Annotated in this window: 12 protein-coding genes; 7 read left to right on the top strand and 5 right to left on the bottom strand. The window is 55.7% G+C overall.

The window, feature by feature from the left end; all coding sequences use genetic code 11:
• Position 1 precedes the first annotated feature (1 nt).
• Positions 2-2,278 (bottom strand): hypothetical protein, encoded by a 2,277-nt coding sequence (locus WBG04_RS05900; RefSeq protein ID WP_424313477.1) that lies wholly within the window; start codon positions 2,276-2,278, stop codon positions 2-4.
• Between the two features lie 418 nt (positions 2,279-2,696).
• Between WBG04_RS05900 and WBG04_RS05905 the strand changes: the two genes are divergently transcribed.
• The 7 genes from WBG04_RS05905 to WBG04_RS05935 all read left to right on the top strand — a co-directional run bounded on the left by WBG04_RS05905 (position 2,697) and on the right by WBG04_RS05935 (position 12,597).
• Positions 2,697-4,883, top strand: a complete 2,187-nt coding sequence (locus WBG04_RS05905) for a hypothetical protein (RefSeq protein ID WP_424313455.1) — start codon at positions 2,697-2,699, stop codon at positions 4,881-4,883.
• A gap of 251 nt (positions 4,884-5,134) precedes the next feature.
• Entirely contained in the window at positions 5,135-6,154 is a 1,020-nt protein-coding gene (locus WBG04_RS05910; RefSeq protein ID WP_424313456.1) for a LacI family DNA-binding transcriptional regulator, read from the top strand.
• 217 nt (positions 6,155-6,371) lie between these two features.
• On the top strand, positions 6,372-7,580 hold the full coding sequence (locus WBG04_RS05915; RefSeq protein WP_424313457.1) for a hypothetical protein: 1,209 nt from the start codon (positions 6,372-6,374) through the stop codon (positions 7,578-7,580).
• A gap of 119 nt (positions 7,581-7,699) precedes the next feature.
• Positions 7,700-9,028, top strand: coding sequence for a PQQ-binding-like beta-propeller repeat protein (locus tag WBG04_RS05920; protein WP_424313458.1), 1,329 nt, complete (start codon positions 7,700-7,702; stop codon positions 9,026-9,028).
• A gap of 91 nt (positions 9,029-9,119) precedes the next feature.
• Entirely contained in the window at positions 9,120-9,911 is a 792-nt protein-coding gene (locus WBG04_RS05925; RefSeq protein ID WP_424313459.1) for a polysaccharide lyase family 7 protein, read from the top strand.
• A gap of 115 nt (positions 9,912-10,026) precedes the next feature.
• Positions 10,027-11,106, top strand: a complete 1,080-nt coding sequence (locus tag WBG04_RS05930; protein ID WP_424313460.1) for a sugar phosphate isomerase/epimerase family protein — start codon at positions 10,027-10,029, stop codon at positions 11,104-11,106.
• A 9-nt stretch (positions 11,107-11,115) separates the two neighbouring features.
• Positions 11,116-12,597 (top strand): sulfatase, encoded by a 1,482-nt coding sequence (locus WBG04_RS05935; protein ID WP_424313461.1) that lies wholly within the window; start codon positions 11,116-11,118, stop codon positions 12,595-12,597.
• Positions 12,598-12,671: 74 nt separating this feature from the next.
• On the opposite strand, the gene WBG04_RS05940 is transcribed toward WBG04_RS05935, so the two are convergent.
• From WBG04_RS05940 to WBG04_RS05955, 4 genes are all read right to left on the bottom strand, one after another.
• Positions 12,672-14,093 carry a Gfo/Idh/MocA family oxidoreductase gene (locus tag WBG04_RS05940; protein WP_424313462.1) on the bottom strand — a complete coding sequence of 474 codons (1,422 nt, stop codon included), beginning with the start codon at positions 14,091-14,093 and terminating at the stop codon, positions 12,672-12,674.
• Positions 14,094-14,219: 126 nt separating this feature from the next.
• Complete coding sequence (locus tag WBG04_RS05945; protein ID WP_424313463.1) at positions 14,220-17,558, bottom strand: LamG-like jellyroll fold domain-containing protein; 3,339 nt, start codon at positions 17,556-17,558, stop codon at positions 14,220-14,222.
• Positions 17,559-17,886: 328 nt separating this feature from the next.
• Positions 17,887-18,549: a hypothetical protein gene (locus WBG04_RS05950; RefSeq protein WP_424313464.1), complete on the bottom strand. Its 663-nt coding sequence runs from the start codon at positions 18,547-18,549 to the stop codon at positions 17,887-17,889.
• 34 nt (positions 18,550-18,583) lie between these two features.
• Complete coding sequence (locus tag WBG04_RS05955; RefSeq protein WP_424313465.1) at positions 18,584-21,886, bottom strand: hypothetical protein; 3,303 nt, start codon at positions 21,884-21,886, stop codon at positions 18,584-18,586.
• Positions 21,887-22,024 lie beyond the last annotated feature (138 nt).

The raw sequence follows: 22,024 nt of genomic DNA on the forward strand, positions 1-22,024 counted from the left end.
CCTAATCCGGAGATTCCTCCCAGTTTTTCCCTTCGTCAGCCATCCCGTCGAGATGCCGCATCTGCCCGAGGCTTCGGGCGTGGGGAATGTCGGGGGTCCAAAGTCGGCGGGGCGGGGCGTTGCCCCAGGCCGGACGATTCATCCCGACGTAGTGATCAAAAACGACCGGTGGCTTGGTCTGATGGCCGGCGCGACATTCACTTTGCACGGCATCGAATTCGTCAGAGACGCGCAGAATGAACTGAAACTCATGCCAACCCTGATCCGCATGACGCCGGGAGAACGCAGGCTTCAATTTCGTATCCCCTGTCCATGCCATCAACGGTGAACGTAGTAGCGACAACTGCCAGAGGTCACCACAGACACTCGAGCTGTAGGCATCCGGCGTATGAAGGCAGAGCGAAGCGCCGACACATTGCACGCTGTCCCATCCGCAGAAGGGCATCTCATCCGGGCCAGGCTGACGAAGCACATGACCTCCTGCCTGACCGCTGACCCAGGCGCTGGGTTCGCTCACAAGCTGGATTGGCATTTGTAGCATTCGAAACTGCTCGGAGAACACGACCTGCAAATCCAGAAAAACCTCCGGTTGGCCGGCATAAACCGTGACACCAACGCGAACTTTCGTGTCTCCAATGCGCTGGTCGGCAAAACAACGGGCTCGCAGCGGGCCCTCATCTTCAACAACCCACTCGAGATCGCCGAGAGTCTCTCCGACTTTCTCGTCAAAAGCAGTCTTGTGGAACACCCAGGTGTCCCCTCCGTCCTCACGCAGCTGCAGCGAGATACCACCTTTCCCGAGAAGCTCCTTTCCCTTCCAGCTCAAGGAGCCAATACCGCGTGGGGAAAGCTCAAGACTGAAATCTCCGGTCGTCATTCGTTGGTTCGCAATCTCCACCGTCTTGGAAAGCCGAAACGGATGCTGATCACCTCCATGGAGAAGTTTGAGAACCCGTTGGCCACCTTTGGGCACGGTCACCGGGATCACGGTTCGGTGGATCATCGGCCCGGTATTGGGTTCCGACTCGATCAACTGAAACGGCACCGGATCTCCATTCTCATCCGCGAACCAGCGCCCGTTCCAATCGTCAAAATCAATGAAGGGCTCGAACTCGACGTGACCGTCGAAATCACAATCGCTGCCATTCAGGACCACGATTCTCTGAACGTTCTCGGCGGGTAGTGTCGCGCGCGCATGCTTGCGACTGAGACGGACGATCTCTTCTTCCGCAATGATGCTGGCTCGTCCCTGCATGTGGCGGGTCGAAACATAGGAAGAAGGAACACTGGTTCCTGCAAGAATATCGTGGAACTGGGTGAACGCGAGATCGTGCCACGCCTCGTCAATCCGTGCGATCGACTTGCTGGTACTCGCTTCATCCGTTCCGAAAGCCTTCGCCAGCTCCTCGGCCTGCTCGAGCATCCGCTCGCCACGATGTTGGGTTTGCTTCACATCGTGCATCACGCTGTAACAGCCAGGGAAGGTCTTCTGAAGCTCCCAATCCACGACGGGAAGCGTATCCTTCTTGGGAAGAACGGCGGCGTAGAAATCATCGACCGTGCTGAAACGCAGCTCGACCCCATCGAAGTCATCGCGATGCGCGAGCAGCCACTCGATGGTCGCCTTCGTCGGTCCCCCGCCATGGTTGCCGAGACCGTAGAACATCATCGTATGCCCCAGTTCCGGATCGGCGGCTTTCACGCTGAGATCAATCTGACCGTGAAGCTCATCGCTCCGCGTCACGTAAGCCGGAGCGATCCGGAATCCAACGACTTCGGCCCCACCTGTCCCCCTCCAGCGAAAGGTCTGCGCGGGAAGGGAAACCTGACTCTCGTTTGGCCGGTGGAAGACGTAACCATGATAGCCCATCTCCGCGAGGAGATCGGGCAAAGTTGCGGGGTGTCCAAAGGTATCAACATTGTATCCCACCCGCGGGCTGATCCCGAAGCGATCCTGAAAATAGCGCTGTCCCAAAGCGATCTGCTTTCTCCAGCCGGCTGCCGTCGGGAGATTTGCGTCTGGCTGGGTAAGCTGACCGCCTGCGACCGACCAACGACCGGCTTCGATCAGCTGACGGGCTTCATTGAAAAGACCTGGATCCAGATCCTCGACCCACTGGTAGACCCATGATTCCCCCCGCGTGTATTTCAGCTCCGGATACTCATGACAACGATCCACCGCCGAGCGGAAAGTCGCCAATGCCTCATCTACCCCTGCCTGCCAGTTCCAAAGCCAAGTTGGATCCAGATGGGCGTTCGCAATCAAGTGGACCACCATTTTCGTCACCCACGAGAATTAGGCCCTCCACCCGTTTGCGTAAACGATAAACCACGACTTTTTAATCACGAGGATTTGGCCGGCCAAGGAGAGATCACCCCTTTAATGCGAAGTCGGGTTGAAATCGGCAAGGTCTTTAGGAAAGGACGCTCAAGCCACAAATACTCCTTGGCAGCATACATGGTATTCAGTAAAACGTTATTCCTACGAAGAAAAACTCAGCGAACCTGGATTGGCCTCAGCCTGATCCAGCTTTAGAAACCAAGCCGTCAGTCAGAATCTCGCCAGAAAAATCAATAAATTCGAGACGCTTCGGCAAAAGCTCATCGACAAGTCATACTCTTTTGGTTAAACGTTTACTCTCTTCTGGAGTGAGTCGCACTTCCCAATCAAAAAATCCCAAAAACAAAAAAGAAAAATGAACCTGAACCATCTCAAGTATTCATGGCTGCTACCCTCGATTGTAGCCTCCTTCGCCATTCCATCCGCCTACGCCCAACAGGCGAGCAACGTTGAATGGACTGGTGAAAATGCGACCGGCAACTGGTCGGACACCACCTGGTTCGACGTCGATACCGATACCGTCCGGAGCCCCGCTGACGGAGATCTGGTCGGGTTCCTTGGTGATGCCGCGAACATTACTGTCGATGTGGACACCCCGCTTCTCGAACAGCTTCTCATCGACGATTTCTACACGCTTGAGATCGATAATCTCGTCGAAGTGTCAGGCACCAACGGCGTCAACAATCCGGACCCCGACCCAGACGTCCCTCCTACCGGCTTCTTCGTGCTCGACGGGACGCTGAACGTCAATGGAACCGGCCTCATCAGCGTCATTGAAGGTGGTGTCTTCGAGCTCGGCCGAACGGGGTTCGGCGAGTTGAATCTCGTGGACGGAGGTGAGATCAACCTCGAAGTCGAATCGAACTTTGGAAGAGACGCCCCCGGCGACGTGACGGTCAATCAGACCGGCGGAACCATTCTTCATACGGGAGGCATCGCAAGAATGGCCGGCTGGAGTTCCAGCATGGTCTGGAACCTCTCAGGCGGATTGACCGAATTCACCAGTTTGAGAATTGGGTGGGGCAGCGGCACCGGCACGGGTGTGGTCAATCACACGGGTGGCGAAATGGTCCTCAAATCGAACAATTGCACGATTGGATGGGACAGCTCTGGCGACTCGACCTTTACCTACAACCTCTCGGACACCGGAAAACTCACGGTCCCCGACGACAGGCTGCGTATCGGTGTCTCAACCGCGGATGCGACAAGCAACTTCCTCATCCAGACCGGGGGCGAACTCTTCGTTCAAGGTCGCCTCGATATTGGTGAAAGCGGCGATGAAAACACCTCAACCAACCTCTACAGCATCTCGGGAGGGATGGCCGATATTCGGAATGTGATTTTCGTCGGTGCTTTCGGGTCGACGGGCACTGGTGAACTGCAAGTCAGCGGAGATGCCATGGTCTTGGCCAACGGGATCTTGGTCGGCAATGGATTCGCCGGAACGGCGAACGTCAGCGGCGGAATGGTTCAACTCTTCGGTCGCCTTCGGATCGGATCAAACAACGGTTCGACCGGAACCAATGAATTCAACCTCACGGGAGGCACCGTCGAAGTCAACAATCGCGTCGACATCGGCGAAAGGCCTACCCAGACCAACATCCTGAACGTCTCAGGCGGCAATCTGTCACTGATTGGTGAGGACAAGAGGATGCTCGTCGGATTCTTCAACGATGGCACGGGAATCTTCAATCTCAGCGGAACAGGCGTGGTCGATGCCGAACAAGTGGTTCTTGGCGACAATGCCGGGGCGGAAACCATTGAAGGCACGGTGGGAACCGTCCACCTCACCGGCGGAACCCTGATCACCAGAACGATCCGAGTCGGTGGTGGAGATCCTGCAGACCAGACCCTTGTCCTCGACGGTGCCAACATCCAGTTCAAGGCCGATCTGGTAGACCCCGCCGACCTGATTGCCGGCAACGTCACCACCACCAGCCTGCTTGCAGGTGGCGTGACTTTTGACACCGCAGGTGGCGACGCCTCCACAACCGGTGTGATGACCGGACCCGGTGGTTTGACGAAAGCCGGAGTTGGCACACTGACGGTCAATTCGGTCCAAGCCTACACGGGCGATACCAGAGTCGACGAAGGAACCCTTATCCTCGTCGAGCCCTACTTGGCCGATACAGCTGATGTCTATCTTGCCAGCGGAACGACCTTGGAGCTCCTCCATGAAACGACCGACAATGTTCGCAGTCTCTACGTCGATGGAAGCCCGGTGGCACCCGGTCTTTACGATTCGACCGCAGACTTCATCTCCGGCACCGGAAGCTTGAATGTTCTGGAAGCGGGATCCGGCCCAGAAGGAAACTTGGAAATCACTTCAATCACCGTAGATGGCGCGATCGCAACGATCGTCGTCCAGGGCGAAGCCAGCACGGAATACGTCTGCAAAAGCTCAACCTCGCTGTCAGGTTTCGACACGATCGCCACCACCCCATCGCCCATCGTCACTGATGGGAGCGGAGTCGCCACCTTCACGGTCGCGGCTTCCGAAGCCAGAAGGTTCTACGTCGTCGAAGAGAGTAGTGCTCAATGAGCTTCACGGAAAACCGTGAAATCGGGGATGTGCTGAACAACGCGAATTCTCGATAAGCCAATCAAACCGAGCGGTGATGGGTTGCCATCGCCGCTCATTTTCGTACGCACGAGCGAGCCGGACCACCCATCCCTCGGTCCTGGCCTTCATCCTATCCATCCTGATCCGGTTCCTTCCCCAGCCTGGTCACCTTACTACCAACCCGGAAAATGGAGGCTCGCCTTCCACGGACCGAATTCTAAAGTTCACCAATGGCTGTGGGTAAGGGACAGATGAAACTCCGGGATATTGCTGATTTGGTCGGCTGCTCTCTGGCGACCGTTTCAAATGCAATCAACGGGCGTGGACGAATGAGCGAAGACATGCGCAGGGAGATCCTTGCGAAGTGCGCAGAGCTGAATTTCGTCCCAAACTCCGCAGGGCGCAGCCTGAGGCTCCAACGCACGGATGCCGTGGGTGTCATCTACGCCCCATCTTTCGCCGAACTCTTCGGCAACGTCTTCTATGCCCGGATCATGGAAGGCCTGGCCGAGACTTTCGGCGAGGCGGGCATAGACCTCATTCTGGGAAATCGAATGGAGCCATCCGGCATTCCAGCCATCGTCCGTCAAGGAAAGGTCGACGCCCTGATCGTGCTGGCAGGCGTCTTCGAACGCGAGGCCTACGAAAATCTCAAGGAGTGTTCGGTTCCGCTATGCATCGTCGATAGCCATGTGGACTTCATCGAGGCTGACACCTTGTCGAGTGATGGCTTCGGCGGCGGCCAGCTGGTGGCTCGCCACCTGATCGAAAACGGTCACCGGGACGTGCTGATGATCGCCTACGAGTCTCAGCTTTATAATATCGAGCAACGGATCGCCGGCTTTTTGGACGGAGTTCGTGCCGCCGGAATCGACTCTCCGGAAGAGAGCCTCGTGCTGCGGGTGTCTGACAATGATCAAGCGGCGACTCTGCTTTTGGATCGAATCAGGAAACCCAATCCTCCGACGGCGGTTTTTACAGTGAATGACACCCTCGCTTCCCATCTGATCCAGGCACTTCCTGAAGCCGGAGTGAGCATTCCGGATGATCTTTCAGTGGTTGGATTCGACGATGATCCGGCAGCCGCCCGATGTAATCCACCGCTGACGACCATCGGTATGGCCAAACGTGACTTCGGCGCGATCAGCGCCAAGCTGGTCCTCGATCGCCTTGCCCACCCCGATATGACGCCGGTGCATCAGATCCAACCGACTCGACTGGTGATTCGCGATTCGGTGAAGAAACTGTAGAGCGTGCCCGCTCCTGAATCTTGATTCAAGCAATTTAGGTTAATCGTTTTTTCTTTCAAGCTCAACCGTCGAGTGACACCGTCCGAACTCAAAAAACACCCACCCGGGCAATCCAACGAAATCCGCACTGAGGATGTTGGAGCGGAGTCCTACTTCGCAACACGGCCTCCAACAAAACCAACGAAGTCCCAGATCTGCCGCCAACTCCAGACCCTCAATGATCCGCTCTCGCACCCTAAGAACCAGCCTTCTCGCCATATTCTCGATCGCTGCCACCACCACTGCTTCCAGAGGTGAGGAATCAAATGACGATTCAATGGTCTGGTTGCGCGAAGAAACGAAACGGCAAATCGACGGCTCAAGAGTGCAGAGCAACAGTGGCATTTGGATCCAGACGCCAGACGGTGTCGGACACTACAAAGCACTCTGGGTTCGAGACTTCTACTACCAGTATCAGTATGCCGGCGAGTTCCTGGATGAGGCCGAATGCAAAGCTGCCATGGAGTACTTGTTTGATGGTCAGCGGGAAGACGGTTGCATGCCTGACCGGGTTCGTGCTGATGGGGTTGCGGTCTATAGCCCAGGTGGACTGAACGACCCGATGGCCGATCACGCGGTCGACAACGGACCGTTCATGGCCATGCTTGTATGCGAGTATGTTAGACGAACCAAGGACCTCGATTTCTTCAACAGCGTGGAAGACAAGCTGAAGAAGGGAATGGATTTCATCCATAGGTCGGAAAAGGGAATGGTCTACAACTCGCCCGATGACCCTCAATGTGTCTACGGCTTCACTGACATTGTGACCAAGACTGGCAACCTGCTCTTTTCATCCCTTCTCTACCTCAAGTCCTGTGAGGATCTGGCTGCCTGCTGCGAAATGTCCGAAGTGGGAAACCCGGATGAATACCGCAGGCGGGCGGATCTCATTAGGAAGAACCTCCCTACCCTGTGGAATGATGAAACCGGCATGTTCTGGGCTGCGGACAAGGACTGCAAGCAGTTGGATATTTGGGGAAGCGCCTATGCCATCGATGTGGGGGTGACCACGGACAAGCAGCGGGATCGCATTGTCGACTACCTCATCAAACACGAGGATGACATCGTTCAGAGAGGGCAGATTCGTCACTTGCCGGGTCAAGAAGTCTGGCAGCGGTTATTCCGGGACAATTACCCTCCAGGCACGTATCAAAACGGCGCCTATTGGGCGACGCCACTGGCTTGGATCATACCCGCGGTGGCGCAGAAGAACCCCGAGACGGCATGGAAATGGCTTCGAGACGCCATCAAGGACTCCCGGGACAACGGAATGGCGGAGTGCATCAACGGCAGTGACAGGAAGGTTCCGAACTTCGTCGTCAGCGCGACGAATCTCCACTACGCGGGGCGCTGGCTGGAAGAGTATGCACCTGAACCCACGAAGTGAACCCAGCCGTTCAATCCCTGACTTCATCACGATCAATCCCAATGCCCAACATTCATCCCCTAAGGAAAATCGCTTCAGTTCATGCGGCCCCGCATTCGTCCAAAATTGAATCCCTGATCATGGAACTCCCATACCGCTCATCTGTCGGCGCCCGCGTCCTCATTACCGGCATGTTCCTCACTGCCAGCACCGCATCCAACGCTGCCACTTCCGATTGGCCGGGGTATCTGGGCCCGAATCGCAATTCGATCTCAGCCGACTCCACACCTCTAGCAGATTCATGGCCTGAAGGCGGCCCGCCCGAACTCTGGAGCAAAGAGATCAACCCTGGCCACGGCGGCGCGTCGATCGTCGATGGAAAGGTCTACCTGATGGACCGTGTCGATGGCGAAAAAGACGTGCTCAAGGTCTACGACCTCAAAACCGGAGAAGAACTTGGCAGTAGCGATTTCGAGTCGGTCGGTCAGGTCAATTTCCCTGGAGCACGTGGCGTTCCGACGGTGACGGATCGTCATATCTTCGCCACCGGGCCGATGGGTGTCGTGGCGGGATGGAAGAGAGATGATCTGACGCTTCTTTGGTCTGTCGACATCATCGAGGAATTCGGCTCCGAACCGTTGTTCTTCGGCTATCCCGTTCACCCTCAGCCTTACAAGGATCTCGTCATCGTTTCGACAAATGCGCAAGACGCCTCGATTATCGCCTTGCACGCCGACAGCGGCAAGGTCGCGTGGAAGACACCCGGTCTTTACGGTTCTCTTTCAACACCCCTCATCCGGAAATTTCAAGGCCGTGACCAGATTCTCTACCACTCCAACGAGACCCCGGAGAACCCCAAAGAGGGCAGGCAGAGTCTTGCCGGACTCGACCCCGAGACGGGCAAGATTCTCTGGCGATATGACGGATTCCCTATGAATTTGCCAATCCCGCCGCCGGTGGTGGTTGACGATGAAACGCTTTTCGTGACGGGAGGCTACGAAGCTGGCGCTCAATTGCTGAAGTTCAGTTCAGGCCCGAAGCCCAAGATCAGTGTCGTGGAAAAATTCAAGTGGGGCTCCCAAATCTGTCCGCCGGTTGTTCATGACGGCCACATCTATTTTCTGACCCACGAAAACGCCACCCTGAAGAAGAAGAGCACCTGGTCCGAGGTCGGGCTCAACTGTATCACTGTCGATGGAAAAAGTTGTTGGAATACGGGAGCTGAGCCGATGTTCGGCAGAGGTTCGATGATTCTGGCCGACGGCAAGTTGCTGATCCGCGACAGCTACTACGGAAAGCTCTATCTGGTGGAGCCCTCGGCGCAGGGCTACCGCCAACTGGCTGTGGCAAACCCCTTCAACAACAAGCGCCGGGATCTCAAGCGCTGGGCCCCTCTCGCCATTTCAGAAGGCCTCCTCGTCATTCGTGATGAACGGGAGATCAAGTGCCTGGATTTGCGGAAGCCCTGAACGACGTCTCTAGCAACCCCTGATATCAATTCTACCGCGTCGTCATTTCCTTAGGTAGCCACTAAGCCAACGAACGACTTACCCTTTTAGGATGAAAAAGCCCTATTTCACCCTCTTGCTGTCCCTGTGCCTCTGGTGCAACCAAGTCTGTGCCGACGAACCGAAGCCGCCTTCGGAAGTTTTCGATTTGACTCACTGGAAACTCACCCTGCCGGTGAATGCTTCCGGAGCAGCCGAGGGCAAGGCGACAGAGATTCAGGCGGCGGAATTGGCAGACGGTTATACCAATACCGGATACTTCTATAGCGACAAGAAGGGAGCGATGGTCTTCTGGTGTCCTGTGAACGGGGCCACCACCGAAGGCAGCAAATACTGCCGCACCGAGTTACGTGAGGTGATCGATCCAAATGACGACGATGTCTGCTGGCCCGCTTCCGGAACCCATATTCTCGACGCCCGGTGCCGGGTTTCCGCCGTCCCAAGCTCGAAAAAAGTGATCATTGGGCAGATTCATAGTTACTCTGGAAAGGCGAAGCCATTGATCAAGCTGCAGTTTTTCAAAAACAGGGTCGAGGCATTGGTGAAGGAGAGCCCGAACAAGGATAAGGATCTCAAACTGACTTTTGCTGATGTCGGACTCGGTAATGATTTCGACTACCAGATCAAGCTGGATAACGGACTTCTCAGCATTTCGGTAAACGACGAAGTGCAGTCGGTGAACGTGTATGAATCCGATCCACAATGGGCCGACCAATGGTTCTATTTCAAGGCCGGCTCCTACGTTCAGGATACCGATGGTCCTGCGACCGAAGGTGGTCGGGTCTCATTCACCAAACTGATGGCCGCCCATTCCAAACCCTCAACCGAAAACCCCAAGGAATAATAGCCCTGAAACCATTCGTCCTCCTTTGCATTGCCACGTATCCCGACCCGCGCATCAACAAATGCGATGTGCCAGCTTGATCAATTGTTTAACCCAACCATAGAAATTATTTCCAATGAACCCCAACACCATTCCTCGTCGAACCCTACTCAAAAACCTTTCTTTGGCCGCCCTCGCCAGCTCCGGACTTCCAAGCTTCGCGCAGGAAGAAACTTCAGCGACACCCGGGATGATACTCGGGCTCGATGCTCATGCCGTGCGAGGCATGAAGTGGAAAGCGATACCTCTGATAAATTACGCGGCCGAACTGAAGCTCGATGCTGTGTTGCTCAACGGTTTTCATTACTTCGATCGCCTCGACGAAGCACATCTCAAGGAAATCAGGGCCGTGGCGGATTCCAAGGGGATTCAAATCCGGATCGGCGCGGGTGGGATCAGTCAAGGAGCGTCTTCCTTCAAGCCCACTTACGGCAGCCCTGAAGATGCCATGATCGAAGGGATTCGCGTGGCCCTCGCGCTCGGCTCACCTACCGTCAATTGCCGCATCGGCAGCATCCAGGATCGCTACAGTCCGGGCGGCATCCAAGCCCGCATTGCCGAAGCTGTGACTACCCTGAAGGCCATCAAGACCCGCGCGCAGGATGCGGGTCTCAAGTTCGCTTTCGAGAATCACGCGGGCGATACGCGATCCGAGGAAGTCCTCGAGCTGATTGAAGCTGCAGGCACCGACTGGTGTGGGGTGATGCTGGATCCCGGCAATGCCGTGTGGGCGATGGAGGATCCGATGGAGCAACTGCAGAAACTTGGACCTCACGTACTCTGCACCAGTGTCCGTGACTACACGGTCTGGACATCCGAAGACGGTGCGATGTTCCAGTGGACCGCCATTGGCGAGGGGCAGATGGATGTCCCGGCCTACACAAAACGATTCAAGGAACTCTGCCCCGGGATCCCATTCTTCGTCGAGACCATCTCCAACGAGGCGAGACCGATCCCCTTCCTTACTGAAGAATTCATCGCGGGCTTCCCGAATTTGAAAGTCACGGACATTTCTCCCTTCTTGAGGCTCAGCCGCCGTGGGAGTCCGCCACCGATTCTAAAAGCCCCCGAAGGCACCGATGCCAAAGCCTTCGATCAACAGCTGCAGAAAACCGAGTTGGAGAAGAGTATTGCCACCCTCCGCAATCACACCTGATTCAATCCCATGAAACTCTCTCCTGCGATTTCCTGCGCGCTCATTCTCGTGTCTTCAGCCATCGGCGCCGATGCCAAGCCCAACATCGTATTCATCGTTTGCGACGACCTCAACACTCACGTCACAACGTCGGGTTATCCTCACATCCAGACACCCAATTTCACACGACTCGCCGGCGAGGGCATGACCTTCAATCGTGCCTACTGCCAGTACCCGGTTTGTGGGCCTTCGAGGGCGTCATTTCTCAGTGGCCTCTATCCCGAATCCACTGGGGTGCTCAACAATTTTAGTGACATCCGTGAGACCCGCCCGGACACGGTATCGATGCCTCAAGCGTTCAAGGATCAGGGCTATTGGACCGCCGCTACCGGCAAGGTTTTTCACAACGCAAAGGTTGATCAAGGTGACATCGCGTGGGACGAGCAAGTGCGATTCGAGAATGACGAAATGCCGATCGAAGCCGCAGCGCGGAAAAAGTTTGAGGCAGAACACGGCCCAGTCACCGATAGCAAGAACAAGAAAGCCTGGAGGGAATTCCTACCGACCGTCGCGACCCAAACCCGTGGCCAGCAGCCCGGCTACGGGCCATCGGGTTTGACAGATGATCAGCATAAGGACGGCAAGAACGCGAAGCAGTTTGGTGAGTGGCTCGATCAGAAAAGTTACGGCGAACAACCCTTTTTCATCGCGGTCGGCATCCACAAACCTCACGGCGCTTTCCTCGCGCCCCAGGCCTATTTTGATCTGTATCCTCGAGAGGAGATGCAGTTTGAGGCTCCTCCGAAAGGGATTTGGGAGAACATCCCCAAGTCCGCGATGAGCAAACGATACGAAGGCTTCGGGTTTGAGTTCGCCGTCGAGAACGATCCACTCCGGCGTGAGTACAGGCAGGCCTATCATGCATGCATCTCCTTCATTGATACCCAGATCGGCCGCGTCTTCGACAGCCTCAAAAAGAACGGCCTCTGGGACAACACCATCATCGTGCTGACCTCAGATCACGGCTACCACCTTGGTGAACATTTCATGTGGGGGAAGGTTACTCTGTTTGAACTCGGCAACCGCGTCCCCCTGATTATTCGCGCTCCCGGACTGACGACACCTGGATCGTCGAGTGAAGGCCTGGTCGAGATGATCGACTATTATCCGACCCTCGCTGAACTCGCCGGGATCAAGCCGCCTAGCGACCTCCAAGGCCAAAGCATCGTGCCCATTTTGAAGGATTCTAACGCCCCGGGAAAAAATGTCGTCTACACCGTCGTCACGCGTGGCAAGAAGCTCGGTCAAGCGATTCGGACCCAACGCTGGCGCTACACTTCTTGGCCCGACGGCGAAGAACTTTACGATCTCGATAAGGACCCGGATGAGCACCACAACTTGGCGAAATCCCCAGAGCACAAAGAGACCCTCGCGACGATGCGAACTCACCTCGGGAACATGGAGAAAACCGCTGTGGCAAAACGAGCCAGAAGCGCTGAGCCCGGTGATTGATAGGTTGATCCTCTATGGATCACGTCCCGAACACCGAACAAGCCAAGGCCATACGACGATCAGTAGGAGATCCCTTAAAGCTTGTAGTACTGTTCCCAGCCTTTCCGTGGTGCTGGATCAAGCAGATCATTGGCCTCCTTGTTGTTGGTGATTTGCTGACTTTTCTCATCGAAATCCAGTTCGCCGCCGAAACGCTGGGCTAGAATGCCCAAATTGAAAAGCTGGGTGAGCGGACCAGAAATCGAGAACGGAGTGCGCGTCTCCTCCTCGCCCTTACAAGCCAAGAGGAAATTGGCATAGTGATCGGAATGCTTACCTGTGATTCTCGGTAAGGTCGGAGCCAATTCCTTATACCTCTCTTGGGGAAGGACTCGCAGCGCGGCGCCATGCGCTCCACCCAGGAAGACGAGATCCTTGCCATCCGGCCCCTTTCCATAGATCAACTCGCCGTATTCAGTCAAATTGAGTGGCTTTCGTTTTCCTATCACCTTGTCGATGGTGCCGAGTCCCTCCGGCACTTCAGGGAAATTCTGTTGACCGTCATACCACGCAACTTCGCAAGGTGGCATCTCTCCGCGAGCCTCGAAACTGAAGCGGATCGTGGACTCTTGTGGGTAGACGAATCGATTGGTGCCAACCAGCTCATCTGCTGTAATTTTCCGTGGCATACCAAGCTCAAGAAAGCGGTGGCAGGTATCGAGCATATGCGGCCCCCAATCACCGAAGGCTCCACAACCATAGTCATACCAACTACGCCATTCCTCGGGGTGGAGGCGCTTGCTGTAAGGGTTGACCGGTGCCCCATCGCACCAGAGATCCCAATCGACACCCGCCGGCAAGGCTTCGACTGGATAGGCCGTGACCGATTCTCCCCAACCATGCCAGCGGCGGGCTTTGTTCATGTAGGCATCGATCTTGGTCACATCTTTGATGATGCCCGCTTCCTGCCATTTCTTGAATTGGAAATAGGCGGCTCCAGAATGGCCGTAATTGCCCATCTGAGTGGCCACGCCACTTTTCTCCGCCATCTTCATCAAGCGATCACATTGGCCAAAGGTATGCGCCAACGGCTTCTCCAAGTAGATGTGCTTCCCCAGAGACATCGCCAACATGGAAACGCTGAAATGGGCATGGTCCGGAGTCGTGATGACGAGCGCATCGATGTCGTCGCCGATCTTATCGAACATGCGTCTCCAATCGGAAAACTGCGGCACGTCCGGATGCTCTTTGAGCGTCTTCTGGGCGTGGTCGCTCTGGAGATCGATATCACACATGGCCACGAAATTGGCCAGCCCGGTGTTGTTCACGTTGTTGGTATTGGCGAAGCCACGATTGCCTACGCCTACCATGGCGAGGTTGACGCGTTCACTGGGAGCGAGTTGACCGCTACTTGACCTTTGCCCGAGAACGACATGGCTCGGCACAATGGAAAACGCGCCAAAGACAGCCGATTTCTTCAAGAAGTCGCGGCGCGTGGTTGAGGTGGTAATAGACATAGATAGTTGGGGTTTGGTCACCACCCATCTCCAGAAAACCGGCCGACCCCGTTGGGAGGTCGACCGATCCGAAGGTGCTGGTGATTCTCATTCAGTTCCCTCATTCAAGGAAACAATCATGCGGTCTCACGGGCCAGTCACTTGAAGGCGGACGAATAATTTCCCCGATGGTGAGGGGAAGGTGTAGGTCACCTCGCCATCGACGATGGTGACGCCGTCTCCCTCGGTCACGGGACTCCATTCACCGTCGAGTGTCGTCGAGGTTTCCACCACGAAGTCCGTACCGTAGTCGCCGAGGTAGCCTAGGGCCTTGTTCCAGGTCACGCTGAACGTGCCTCCATTGTCGACCACTCCCGGAACCGGAGTGAAGCCGGTGGTGTTGGTGTCGCCGCCGAGGAAGAACTCGATCCCGTTTTGAACCCCGTCGAGATCGTGGTCCCCTTCGAGGCCTTCGGAGGTGCTGTTGGCGGTCTGCCATCCAATGAAGCCGCCGACCGGGGCTCCGATCCACTTGGTGACGAGAGCGGTCTGCTCGGCGGCGAATTCCGAGGGGGTCATCACACCGCGGTAGATCTTCACCTCGCCGATCATTCCGTCCATGTATTGATCTGGGTTCGTGCTTCCTCCGAGGAACATGCTCGCACTGTTCGAGAAATCTGCCGCAGCAACTGTAGTCATACTGGTCGAGCGGGTCGCTGAATCCCATAATTCTACAGACCCGGTTCCAGCGTTGTAGTTGACGGCGAGGACCACCGTATCTCCTGCAAAGATGACCTGTGTTTCTGGGGAATTCTGCAGCATTCCTTCGTTCAGCCAAAATTCCGGTATACCGCCTTGGTAGCCCAACCTGAAGGAAGCTTGGGAGCTGGACATCACGACATCCCGCTGATTTCCGCCGAGGATCGAATCCGCTTTAACGACCGCAAACACCGTAAACCCGGTGTAAGGCTGGGCGCCGGTTGGTGAGGTGAAGTCCAACCAGCTGTTCTGCTCGGCGCCGTTGAAGGTCAGAAGGGTGGTTTTCGTCACCACCTCCACCTCCTCCTCGATCGTGAGAAATCCGGCGTCGAGTCCCGCGAGGTTGGTCGGACTGAGGCTGCTGCTGGGATACAACATCGTTCCGACAGCTGGCACGGCGGGAAACTCCGCATTGCCCGACAAGTCCACCCATTCGGTCACTTCGTTCGTATTGACGACCGACACGCTACCGACATCGGTGGCGTCGAGGTGATAGTAGAGTGTCGCGACCGGACTAAACGGAGTGGCGCTGACGGTTTCGCTTTCATCGCTAAATTCACCATCCTTGATTGCAGTGACCGTGTATTCGTAGGTCACTCCGTTGGTGAGGCCGGTGTCGGTATAGTTGCTGGTGAGCAGACCTTCTACGAGCAATTCGCCATCGCGGTTGATTTCGTAGGAGTCGGCGAGTTGATCAGCCCAGTCGAGGGTCACCTCGGTGTTTCCAGGGGTGGCAACCAAACCGGCTGGCGCCGTGAGGCCCGCCCACTTGAAGTTCAGCGCGAGTCGCTCCGCTTCAAACTCGGCCGGAGTCATCGCACCGCGATAGACTTTCACCTCTCCGATCATCCCGGACATGTATTGGTCTCCATTAACACCTCCACCTAGATAGATAGGCCGATTTTCCGAGAAATCCCCAGCAGGAACCGTGGCGCTGCTGGTCGTGCCGGATAGCGAATCCCATATTTCCACGGTCTCGGTGGCGACGTCATAGTTGACGGCGAGGATCACCGTGTCTCCCGGCCCGACGACCACGGGACCTTCGAGCTCGACTCCATTAAGCAGTAGTTGCGGTCGGCCGGCCTCATAACCCAATCTGAATTTTGTTTGGACGCTGGACATCACGACGTCCCGATTGATTCCGCCTAGGATGTCATCCGCCGTGACGGCGACGAGGACCGCGAAACCGGAATACGGAAGCGCAAAGCCCGTGTTCGAGAAATCGAGCCACTCGTCCTGAAATACTCCACTTTGAAAACTAAGGAGGTTTCTACCCGAGCCCATGTCGAGACCCGGCAAATCAGTCGGGCTGCGGGTGGCGCTGGGATAGAGCACCGTTTCTTCACCCTCTGATGAGTCGTTGAAATTGCCCGTGAGATCTTCCCAGGTAATCACTTTTTCAGCGACCGGGCCGAACTCATCGAGCACAACGCTGTCCTCAACCGAGCCATCGAGGTGAATGTAAAGAGAACTTCCCAAGACGGGTGTAAACGGCGTGGCGCTGATCTCGGCGCTATCCTCGCTTTCAAAGGCGGGGTCCCCGTTGTCAAATGCCGTGACCACGTAGAAGTATTGGACTTCGTTAGTAACATCGGTGTCGGAATATTCGCTGGAAATGAGATCTTCGACAACGAGCGTCTCGTAAGGGCCTCCCGGGAACTCGCTACGATAAACCGAGTAGGATGCAAGGATCCCCGAGGTGTTGTCATCCCAGTCCAGAGCCACTACGGTATCATTGGGGATTGCCGTCAAGTTGGTGGGCGCCTGGATGACGGGAGTGATTTCTAATTCGTTGCTCGGGCCGGTTTCGGGCGGGGCCTCCGTGTCGGTGGCGGTGACGACGTAATAGTAGGTCGTTCCAGTGACGACGGTAGTGTCGATGAATTCGCTATCGGTAACGCTGGGCTCGAAGACCGTCGGGTAGGGGCCACCCGGGGACGTGCCGCGCTTGACGGTGTAGAAGTCCACCGTGCCGGACAGGTCGTCGGACCAGTTCAGATCAACGCTCGCGCCATCGGTCGTGCCGGCAAGGTTCTCGGGTGGTGTGATGCCAGTTGGGATCTCAGTAACAGAAAATCCGTTGATCGTTGAGCGATCAATATTCGCTGTCGTCTTGAAGATCATGGTTCCGGCTCCATCAGTGGTGATGGTACCAGTTGCCTGAGCCGATTCATCAGTGGTAAATGGAGTCGCGGGGACTGTGTATGACCCCGCCACGGCCAGCGCTTCACCATCAATTTCGTTTCCGGCATCAAACAGATAAAAGCTCCCTGACTTCCATGAGCCATTCCAATCATTTCCTGATGATGTCACCGAGTAAGCGGTGTTCGCGAGAAGGCCTTCAACCTTCACATACATTCCCTGCCCGACACCAGTCGCGAACTCGGCATCCTGATTCGTTCGATTACCAAGCCGTTCTCTCATCAGAAGCGCTTGAGTAAAACCACCACCATCATCTTGAGAACCGATTCTTCGCCGCGCATTAAACCCCGCAGAGTAGGTGCCCGGATCGCTGAATCCCAGAACTGACGAAGCACCGAGGACCGAAACCGTGTAGCTGCCTATGGTCGTGGTTACGGCGTCTGACCCAGCACTTGGCTGACCAGGTTGCCAGGCCTCGAACCCGTCTTGGATGGGGTCATCAGCATTCTGATGAAAGTCCACCGCGATAAGCGGCGCCGCATTGGCACTCATGGCAAGCAGCAGGGATGCTAGTCCCAATGCCATTGTTTTTTCTAACTTCATGTCCTGTCTTTTTTTGGGTTATTTGTCTTTGCTCGGGTGCTCACCCGAATGGATTTATCGTTTAATCAAATACTATAGGAGATTAGTCATATTCAACTAAAATCATAATTAACAATCGTTTTATCTTCGACTCCTATCGAGTCAACGATATTTCTCGTCAACAATTGCCGCTGCTCGACCAATATCTTGAAAAGGTCTCCAAGGCGGTAGAACTTTGCGTGGATTACGCTCAAGCGGGCACACCTAGAACGGTAACCAGCTCGACGTCCACACCTTGACGATGAGAATATGGGAATCATCGCCGTTCAGGTCAGGATTTCTCCTTCTTCTTTTTGATCAGGTTCATATCGAACATTTGTTTCATCCTGATGTGTTTGCCGTCAGGATAGAACAAGAGAACACATCTCGCTTCCTTTCGGAATGGCATGAAAGTCGAATAGAACATCGTCGGTTTTCCCTCCTGCTCACGGAAGGCCCGGAACTCGGCCGCATCCTCCTTAGGTAGAGTAACCCGCTTCGTCACCGAGGCGCCCGGCTTGACCGCAACAGGCTTGGCCTTGGCTCCGACCTGCACCGCGACGGCTTCCGTGGCGGCATTGATGATAAGCCAGTCGCGCGGGCCGACTTCAGATAGATCATCGGGCAAGGCCGCAAACTTCACCTCTTCTTTCGTCGTCCAGCCAAGAATGAGAACACCGCCCGTGTTGCCAGGTACTGGAATCGTATGAGCGACGATGGGCTTCTCCTTTTCCTGCCCCGCCGAATCGTAAACTTGCAAAGGGCCTTCAACGCTTAGCTTGATGGTCTTGGTAGGCTGGATGCTTGAAAACTCGAGCGGCGTGAAGCCTTTGCTCGTCTTGACAAAGAGCTTCGGCATCGGGCTCTCGTTCAGTGCAAGACACCGGACGGTCAGGTCCCTTGCATTCGCCGTGGCGATCATGACACAGAGTCCGACGATGAGTGAATTTCGCATGATGGGAGATTGATGAAGATCGCTACCGATACAATCAGATTTCCTCAGGGCTTAGCCACCTGAATGAAGTCATCTGGAATTTCCGACCAAACGCACTGGATGGCTCGATCAGTTCTTCAGGAGAGCTTGCTGCTACACCACCCCCAGCCTCCACAGGCTCCGGGTAGCGCTGAAGCTTCGCTTCGCACCAGGCCCTGGCCTTCACTTGTCCGGTCTTTGCTTCGACGGATTCTCCGTAGCTGCGGATCGTAAAAGTGTCGGACCGGGCGGTCATGTAGGGCGACAGCGCCTGCAGGACGTCTCCCTGCATCAGGTATCCCGGGAAACCCGTTGCCTGCGAACTGTCAGCAACCAATTGCGAATTGGCTGCCTTCTCAGCGATCGAATTGGGAATACTGAGATTGACGGCTCGGTCAAGTGCCGCCTGAAGAGGACCGGATTCACCCAACTCTCCGGATTCGAGACGACGGTTGACGAACTCGCTCAGACCTCTGGCGGGACCCCGTTTGCGGATCTCCACAACGACTTCCTCCGCGATGCGCCGAACCTCTTCAGAGCTCAGTGTTCGGAAGCCCATCCAGAAGTTCTCATCTGGATTCGAGGCATCGGTGGCCTTGCCCAGAGTTGCATTCACGCGGGGAAAGCGAACCCCATCCTCAGGCGAGCTGAACCCTGTGATTTTCCCGTCGCCATTGATATTCTGGACGGGCAATCGATGGGTTCCCGAGAGAAAGGCTTCCCACGCATCGACCGATGTCGAATTCACATTGAAGGCGCCATCGACGACGAGATGCCCCGCATTGACATGGTAGCCGCCGGTGTCTCCGGTAGCACGAAGTGTCGATTCTTCGAATTTCGACCCCCCGGGCTCGTATGGGATGAAGCGCGGATTCGGAAGCAGGAGATCCCCGTTCAGAATGGCCGCATAATCGGCAGGCACATCATCACCGGCAAAGTTATCATCATTCTGAGGAATGGTCGTGAATATATAGGAATCCCAAAGAGCTTCGTTCACCAGAAACGAGGCGTCATACAGATTGAAGTTCCCGGAGATCGCCCACGATCTCGGGACGGGATTACTTGTGCTGAAGGTGTCGCGGATCGATGCACGCCAGGAGTCTTTGGGGATCCGCGGATTGGCGTAGGAATTGCCGACGATGTAGGTTGGCTCATAGCTGAACCTTCCTGCGCCCGCGTGCTGGAGTTGACCGAGGGAGACCAGATCCTGCTGGGGAATATCGAAAAGGATGACCCGATCATAGCCGAAGTTCGCACTCCGATCACCACCCCAGTAGGTGAAGGCCGCAGGGGACTGCGAGATGTCGAGCTGGGGAAGGGGCGAAGGGGGTTGCAAATTGTTTGCCAGTGAATAGCCCGCAAGGACGGGAAGATTGAGAGGGGAGTCCCACTTCGGATTATTCCAGATCGCGCGGATGTTCGAATCGATGAGTGGCCTGACCGAAGACGGATCGCCCTCGGTCGTCGTCCGCAGGCCGAATGCCACGGAAGCCTTGGCGCTGGGTCCGATCTCCGTAAGCACACGCCTCACCCCCGGGAAGCCTGAACAGTTGTCGATGGCGAAGGGAGTGAAGAAGAACTGTGAAACTTCGTGCGGCCCCTGATCCTCGTCATTGCCAGAACAGAGGGCGGGACGATCCATGGCAAACTCAACGGTCAAGGTCGCCCCGGGGGAAGGCGCGCTTGAATTGCTCACCTTGTAGAGCACACTCTGGTTGCTTACCCGGGAAATGTTCGGCGTGTATGCTTGGTCATCTCTCTCTGATCCTCGGTTCACATCGTTGGAAAAACCATAAACTTGACTTCTTCCGGGTGGCACGGTGACCGCCGGACCATGACACTGCCTTTTGGTATCCATTCCAGCTTGATTACTGAAGCTCCCCGAAACGGAAAATTGGGGATTCGGAAAATTGATCACCCGCGCTCCGGTGGGCTGTCTGGTTTCACCCTCGATTTTCAGCGATACGTTGTAGGGATTGTAGTGAGAAGTGAATAGCTGCGTATGGGTCTGAAGCTTGTTGTCTCTGGTCTGCTCGACCCACCCATTCATCTGCAGATACTGAAGGATCGGAGTGACGGGGCTGTTGCGATACCGCGTTTGATTTTTCCGGGTATCCAATACCGAGAAGTCGCCGTAGGGGATTCCCGATTTGGAATTCCTTGGGTTGATCTCGTGTGGTCCCAGCGCTCCGACATAGTAGTCACCGGTTTTCAAATTCGAATTATAGAACCCGTCCTTATCCAGAGAGATCGGGTAGATCGTTGGATTGCCGCGTTCCGACAGGAGATAGCGCTTTAGATTGTAATGAGCGTTGAAGATATCGAAATTGATATAACCTGATGACTTGAGGTCGGAGGCGTCCGCATATTTTTCCGGGTCCATCAGGATGTACTTGTCGGAGTCACTCGATGGGAAGGCTTCCCTAAAAACCGTCGCGTTCTCGAAGGCGATCGTCAGGTCCTTTTTCAGGCCGCCATTACGGACATCCGAGAGCACTCCAATGCTTCGGGTGGTGTAGTCGAAACGGGCTGATGAACCGATTCCTTTTGGTGCTCCAAGAAATTCCAAGTCGTCAATGGAGTTGAGTTTGGCAAGTGAATCAGGAGTTTGATCGGTGAGGCCTGTCAGACCGGTCAGAATTGTCAGGTCATAGCCGGATCCTAGGACTCCGCGCCCGGCGTTCTGCTCATTGCTTGCGAGTCGATTGCTCGGTGCCAGCTGAGCTTTCATACCGTCATCGTCCACCATCCATGCATAGGATCCGGTCGTCTCGTTGGCAGAGTTCAGGACAGCGACTCGCCCGGCGGTGATCTCCTTACCACCGCTGTATTTCTGAAGATCGAGGCTCTCGGCGGCAAATATCGGCACCGGATCTCCGGAAAAATCGCCCTGAATCTGGGACGCCGGGTCCGAGCTGGGGTTCAGACCTGAAACGAGCCACGCGACAGGCTTACCGTCGGCAAGCATTTCATCAGGATCGCCATTGGCCACCCCGACCCACCAGGCTTTGGGATCACTCTCACCGATGGTCGCGCCGACCCGCGGATCCTTCGCCATCACATCACCCCGCGCGGAAATCCGCTGGTCCGGACCGAGGTGCTTCTGGACTTCCCCGATCGCGATCATCAGGGCCATGCGTGCATTCGCTTGGGCTTCCGCTTGAGCGAGCGAGGACCTCGAATTGCGAAGCGAGAGTGTAGAAAGCGACAACAAGCCGGTGACCAGCAAGGCAAGCAGCAGCAGCATGGAGATCACAACGATGAGGGCGAAGCCTTGTTCGCGGTAGGGTTCCCGGGTCTTTTTAAGCAGGGTTTTCATCTTGATTCACAGCGTTTGATGCGCTGCCTGAGGGTTTTTGTAGGAGGCTGAACGATCAACATCGTGAGTATTCCGCCGCCACTAAATGTATTTACAAAGAATTTACAGTGCTGCCAATCGTAATTTTTCACAACTTCA

It is taken from the genome of Haloferula sp. (assembly GCF_049672945.1).
GTDB lineage: Bacteria > Verrucomicrobiota > Verrucomicrobiia > Verrucomicrobiales > Akkermansiaceae > Haloferula.

Bases quoted from the DNA above. Each gene is read 5' to 3' on its own strand.
- WBG04_RS05955 (WP_424313465.1), bottom strand. From the start codon at position 21,886: ATGAAAACCCTGCTTAAAAAGACCCGGGAACCCTACCGCGAACAAGGC.
- WBG04_RS05910 (WP_424313456.1), top strand. From the start codon at position 5,135: ATGGCTGTGGGTAAGGGACAGATGAAACTCCGGGATATTGCTGATTTG.
- WBG04_RS05940 (WP_424313462.1), bottom strand. From the start codon at position 14,093: ATGTCTATTACCACCTCAACCACGCGCCGCGACTTCTTGAAGAAATCG.
- WBG04_RS05925 (WP_424313459.1), top strand. From the start codon at position 9,120: ATGAAAAAGCCCTATTTCACCCTCTTGCTGTCCCTGTGCCTCTGGTGC.
- WBG04_RS05930 (WP_424313460.1), top strand. From the start codon at position 10,027: ATGAACCCCAACACCATTCCTCGTCGAACCCTACTCAAAAACCTTTCT.
- WBG04_RS05935 (WP_424313461.1), top strand. From the start codon at position 11,116: ATGAAACTCTCTCCTGCGATTTCCTGCGCGCTCATTCTCGTGTCTTCA.
- WBG04_RS05920 (WP_424313458.1), top strand. From the start codon at position 7,700: ATGGAACTCCCATACCGCTCATCTGTCGGCGCCCGCGTCCTCATTACC.
- WBG04_RS05905 (WP_424313455.1), top strand. From the start codon at position 2,697: ATGAACCTGAACCATCTCAAGTATTCATGGCTGCTACCCTCGATTGTA.
- WBG04_RS05945 (WP_424313463.1), bottom strand. From the start codon at position 17,558: ATGGCATTGGGACTAGCATCCCTGCTGCTTGCCATGAGTGCCAATGCG.
- WBG04_RS05915 (WP_424313457.1), top strand. From the start codon at position 6,372: ATGATCCGCTCTCGCACCCTAAGAACCAGCCTTCTCGCCATATTCTCG.
- WBG04_RS05900 (WP_424313477.1), bottom strand. From the start codon at position 2,278: ATGGTGGTCCACTTGATTGCGAACGCCCATCTGGATCCAACTTGGCTT.
- WBG04_RS05950 (WP_424313464.1), bottom strand. From the start codon at position 18,549: ATGCGAAATTCACTCATCGTCGGACTCTGTGTCATGATCGCCACGGCG.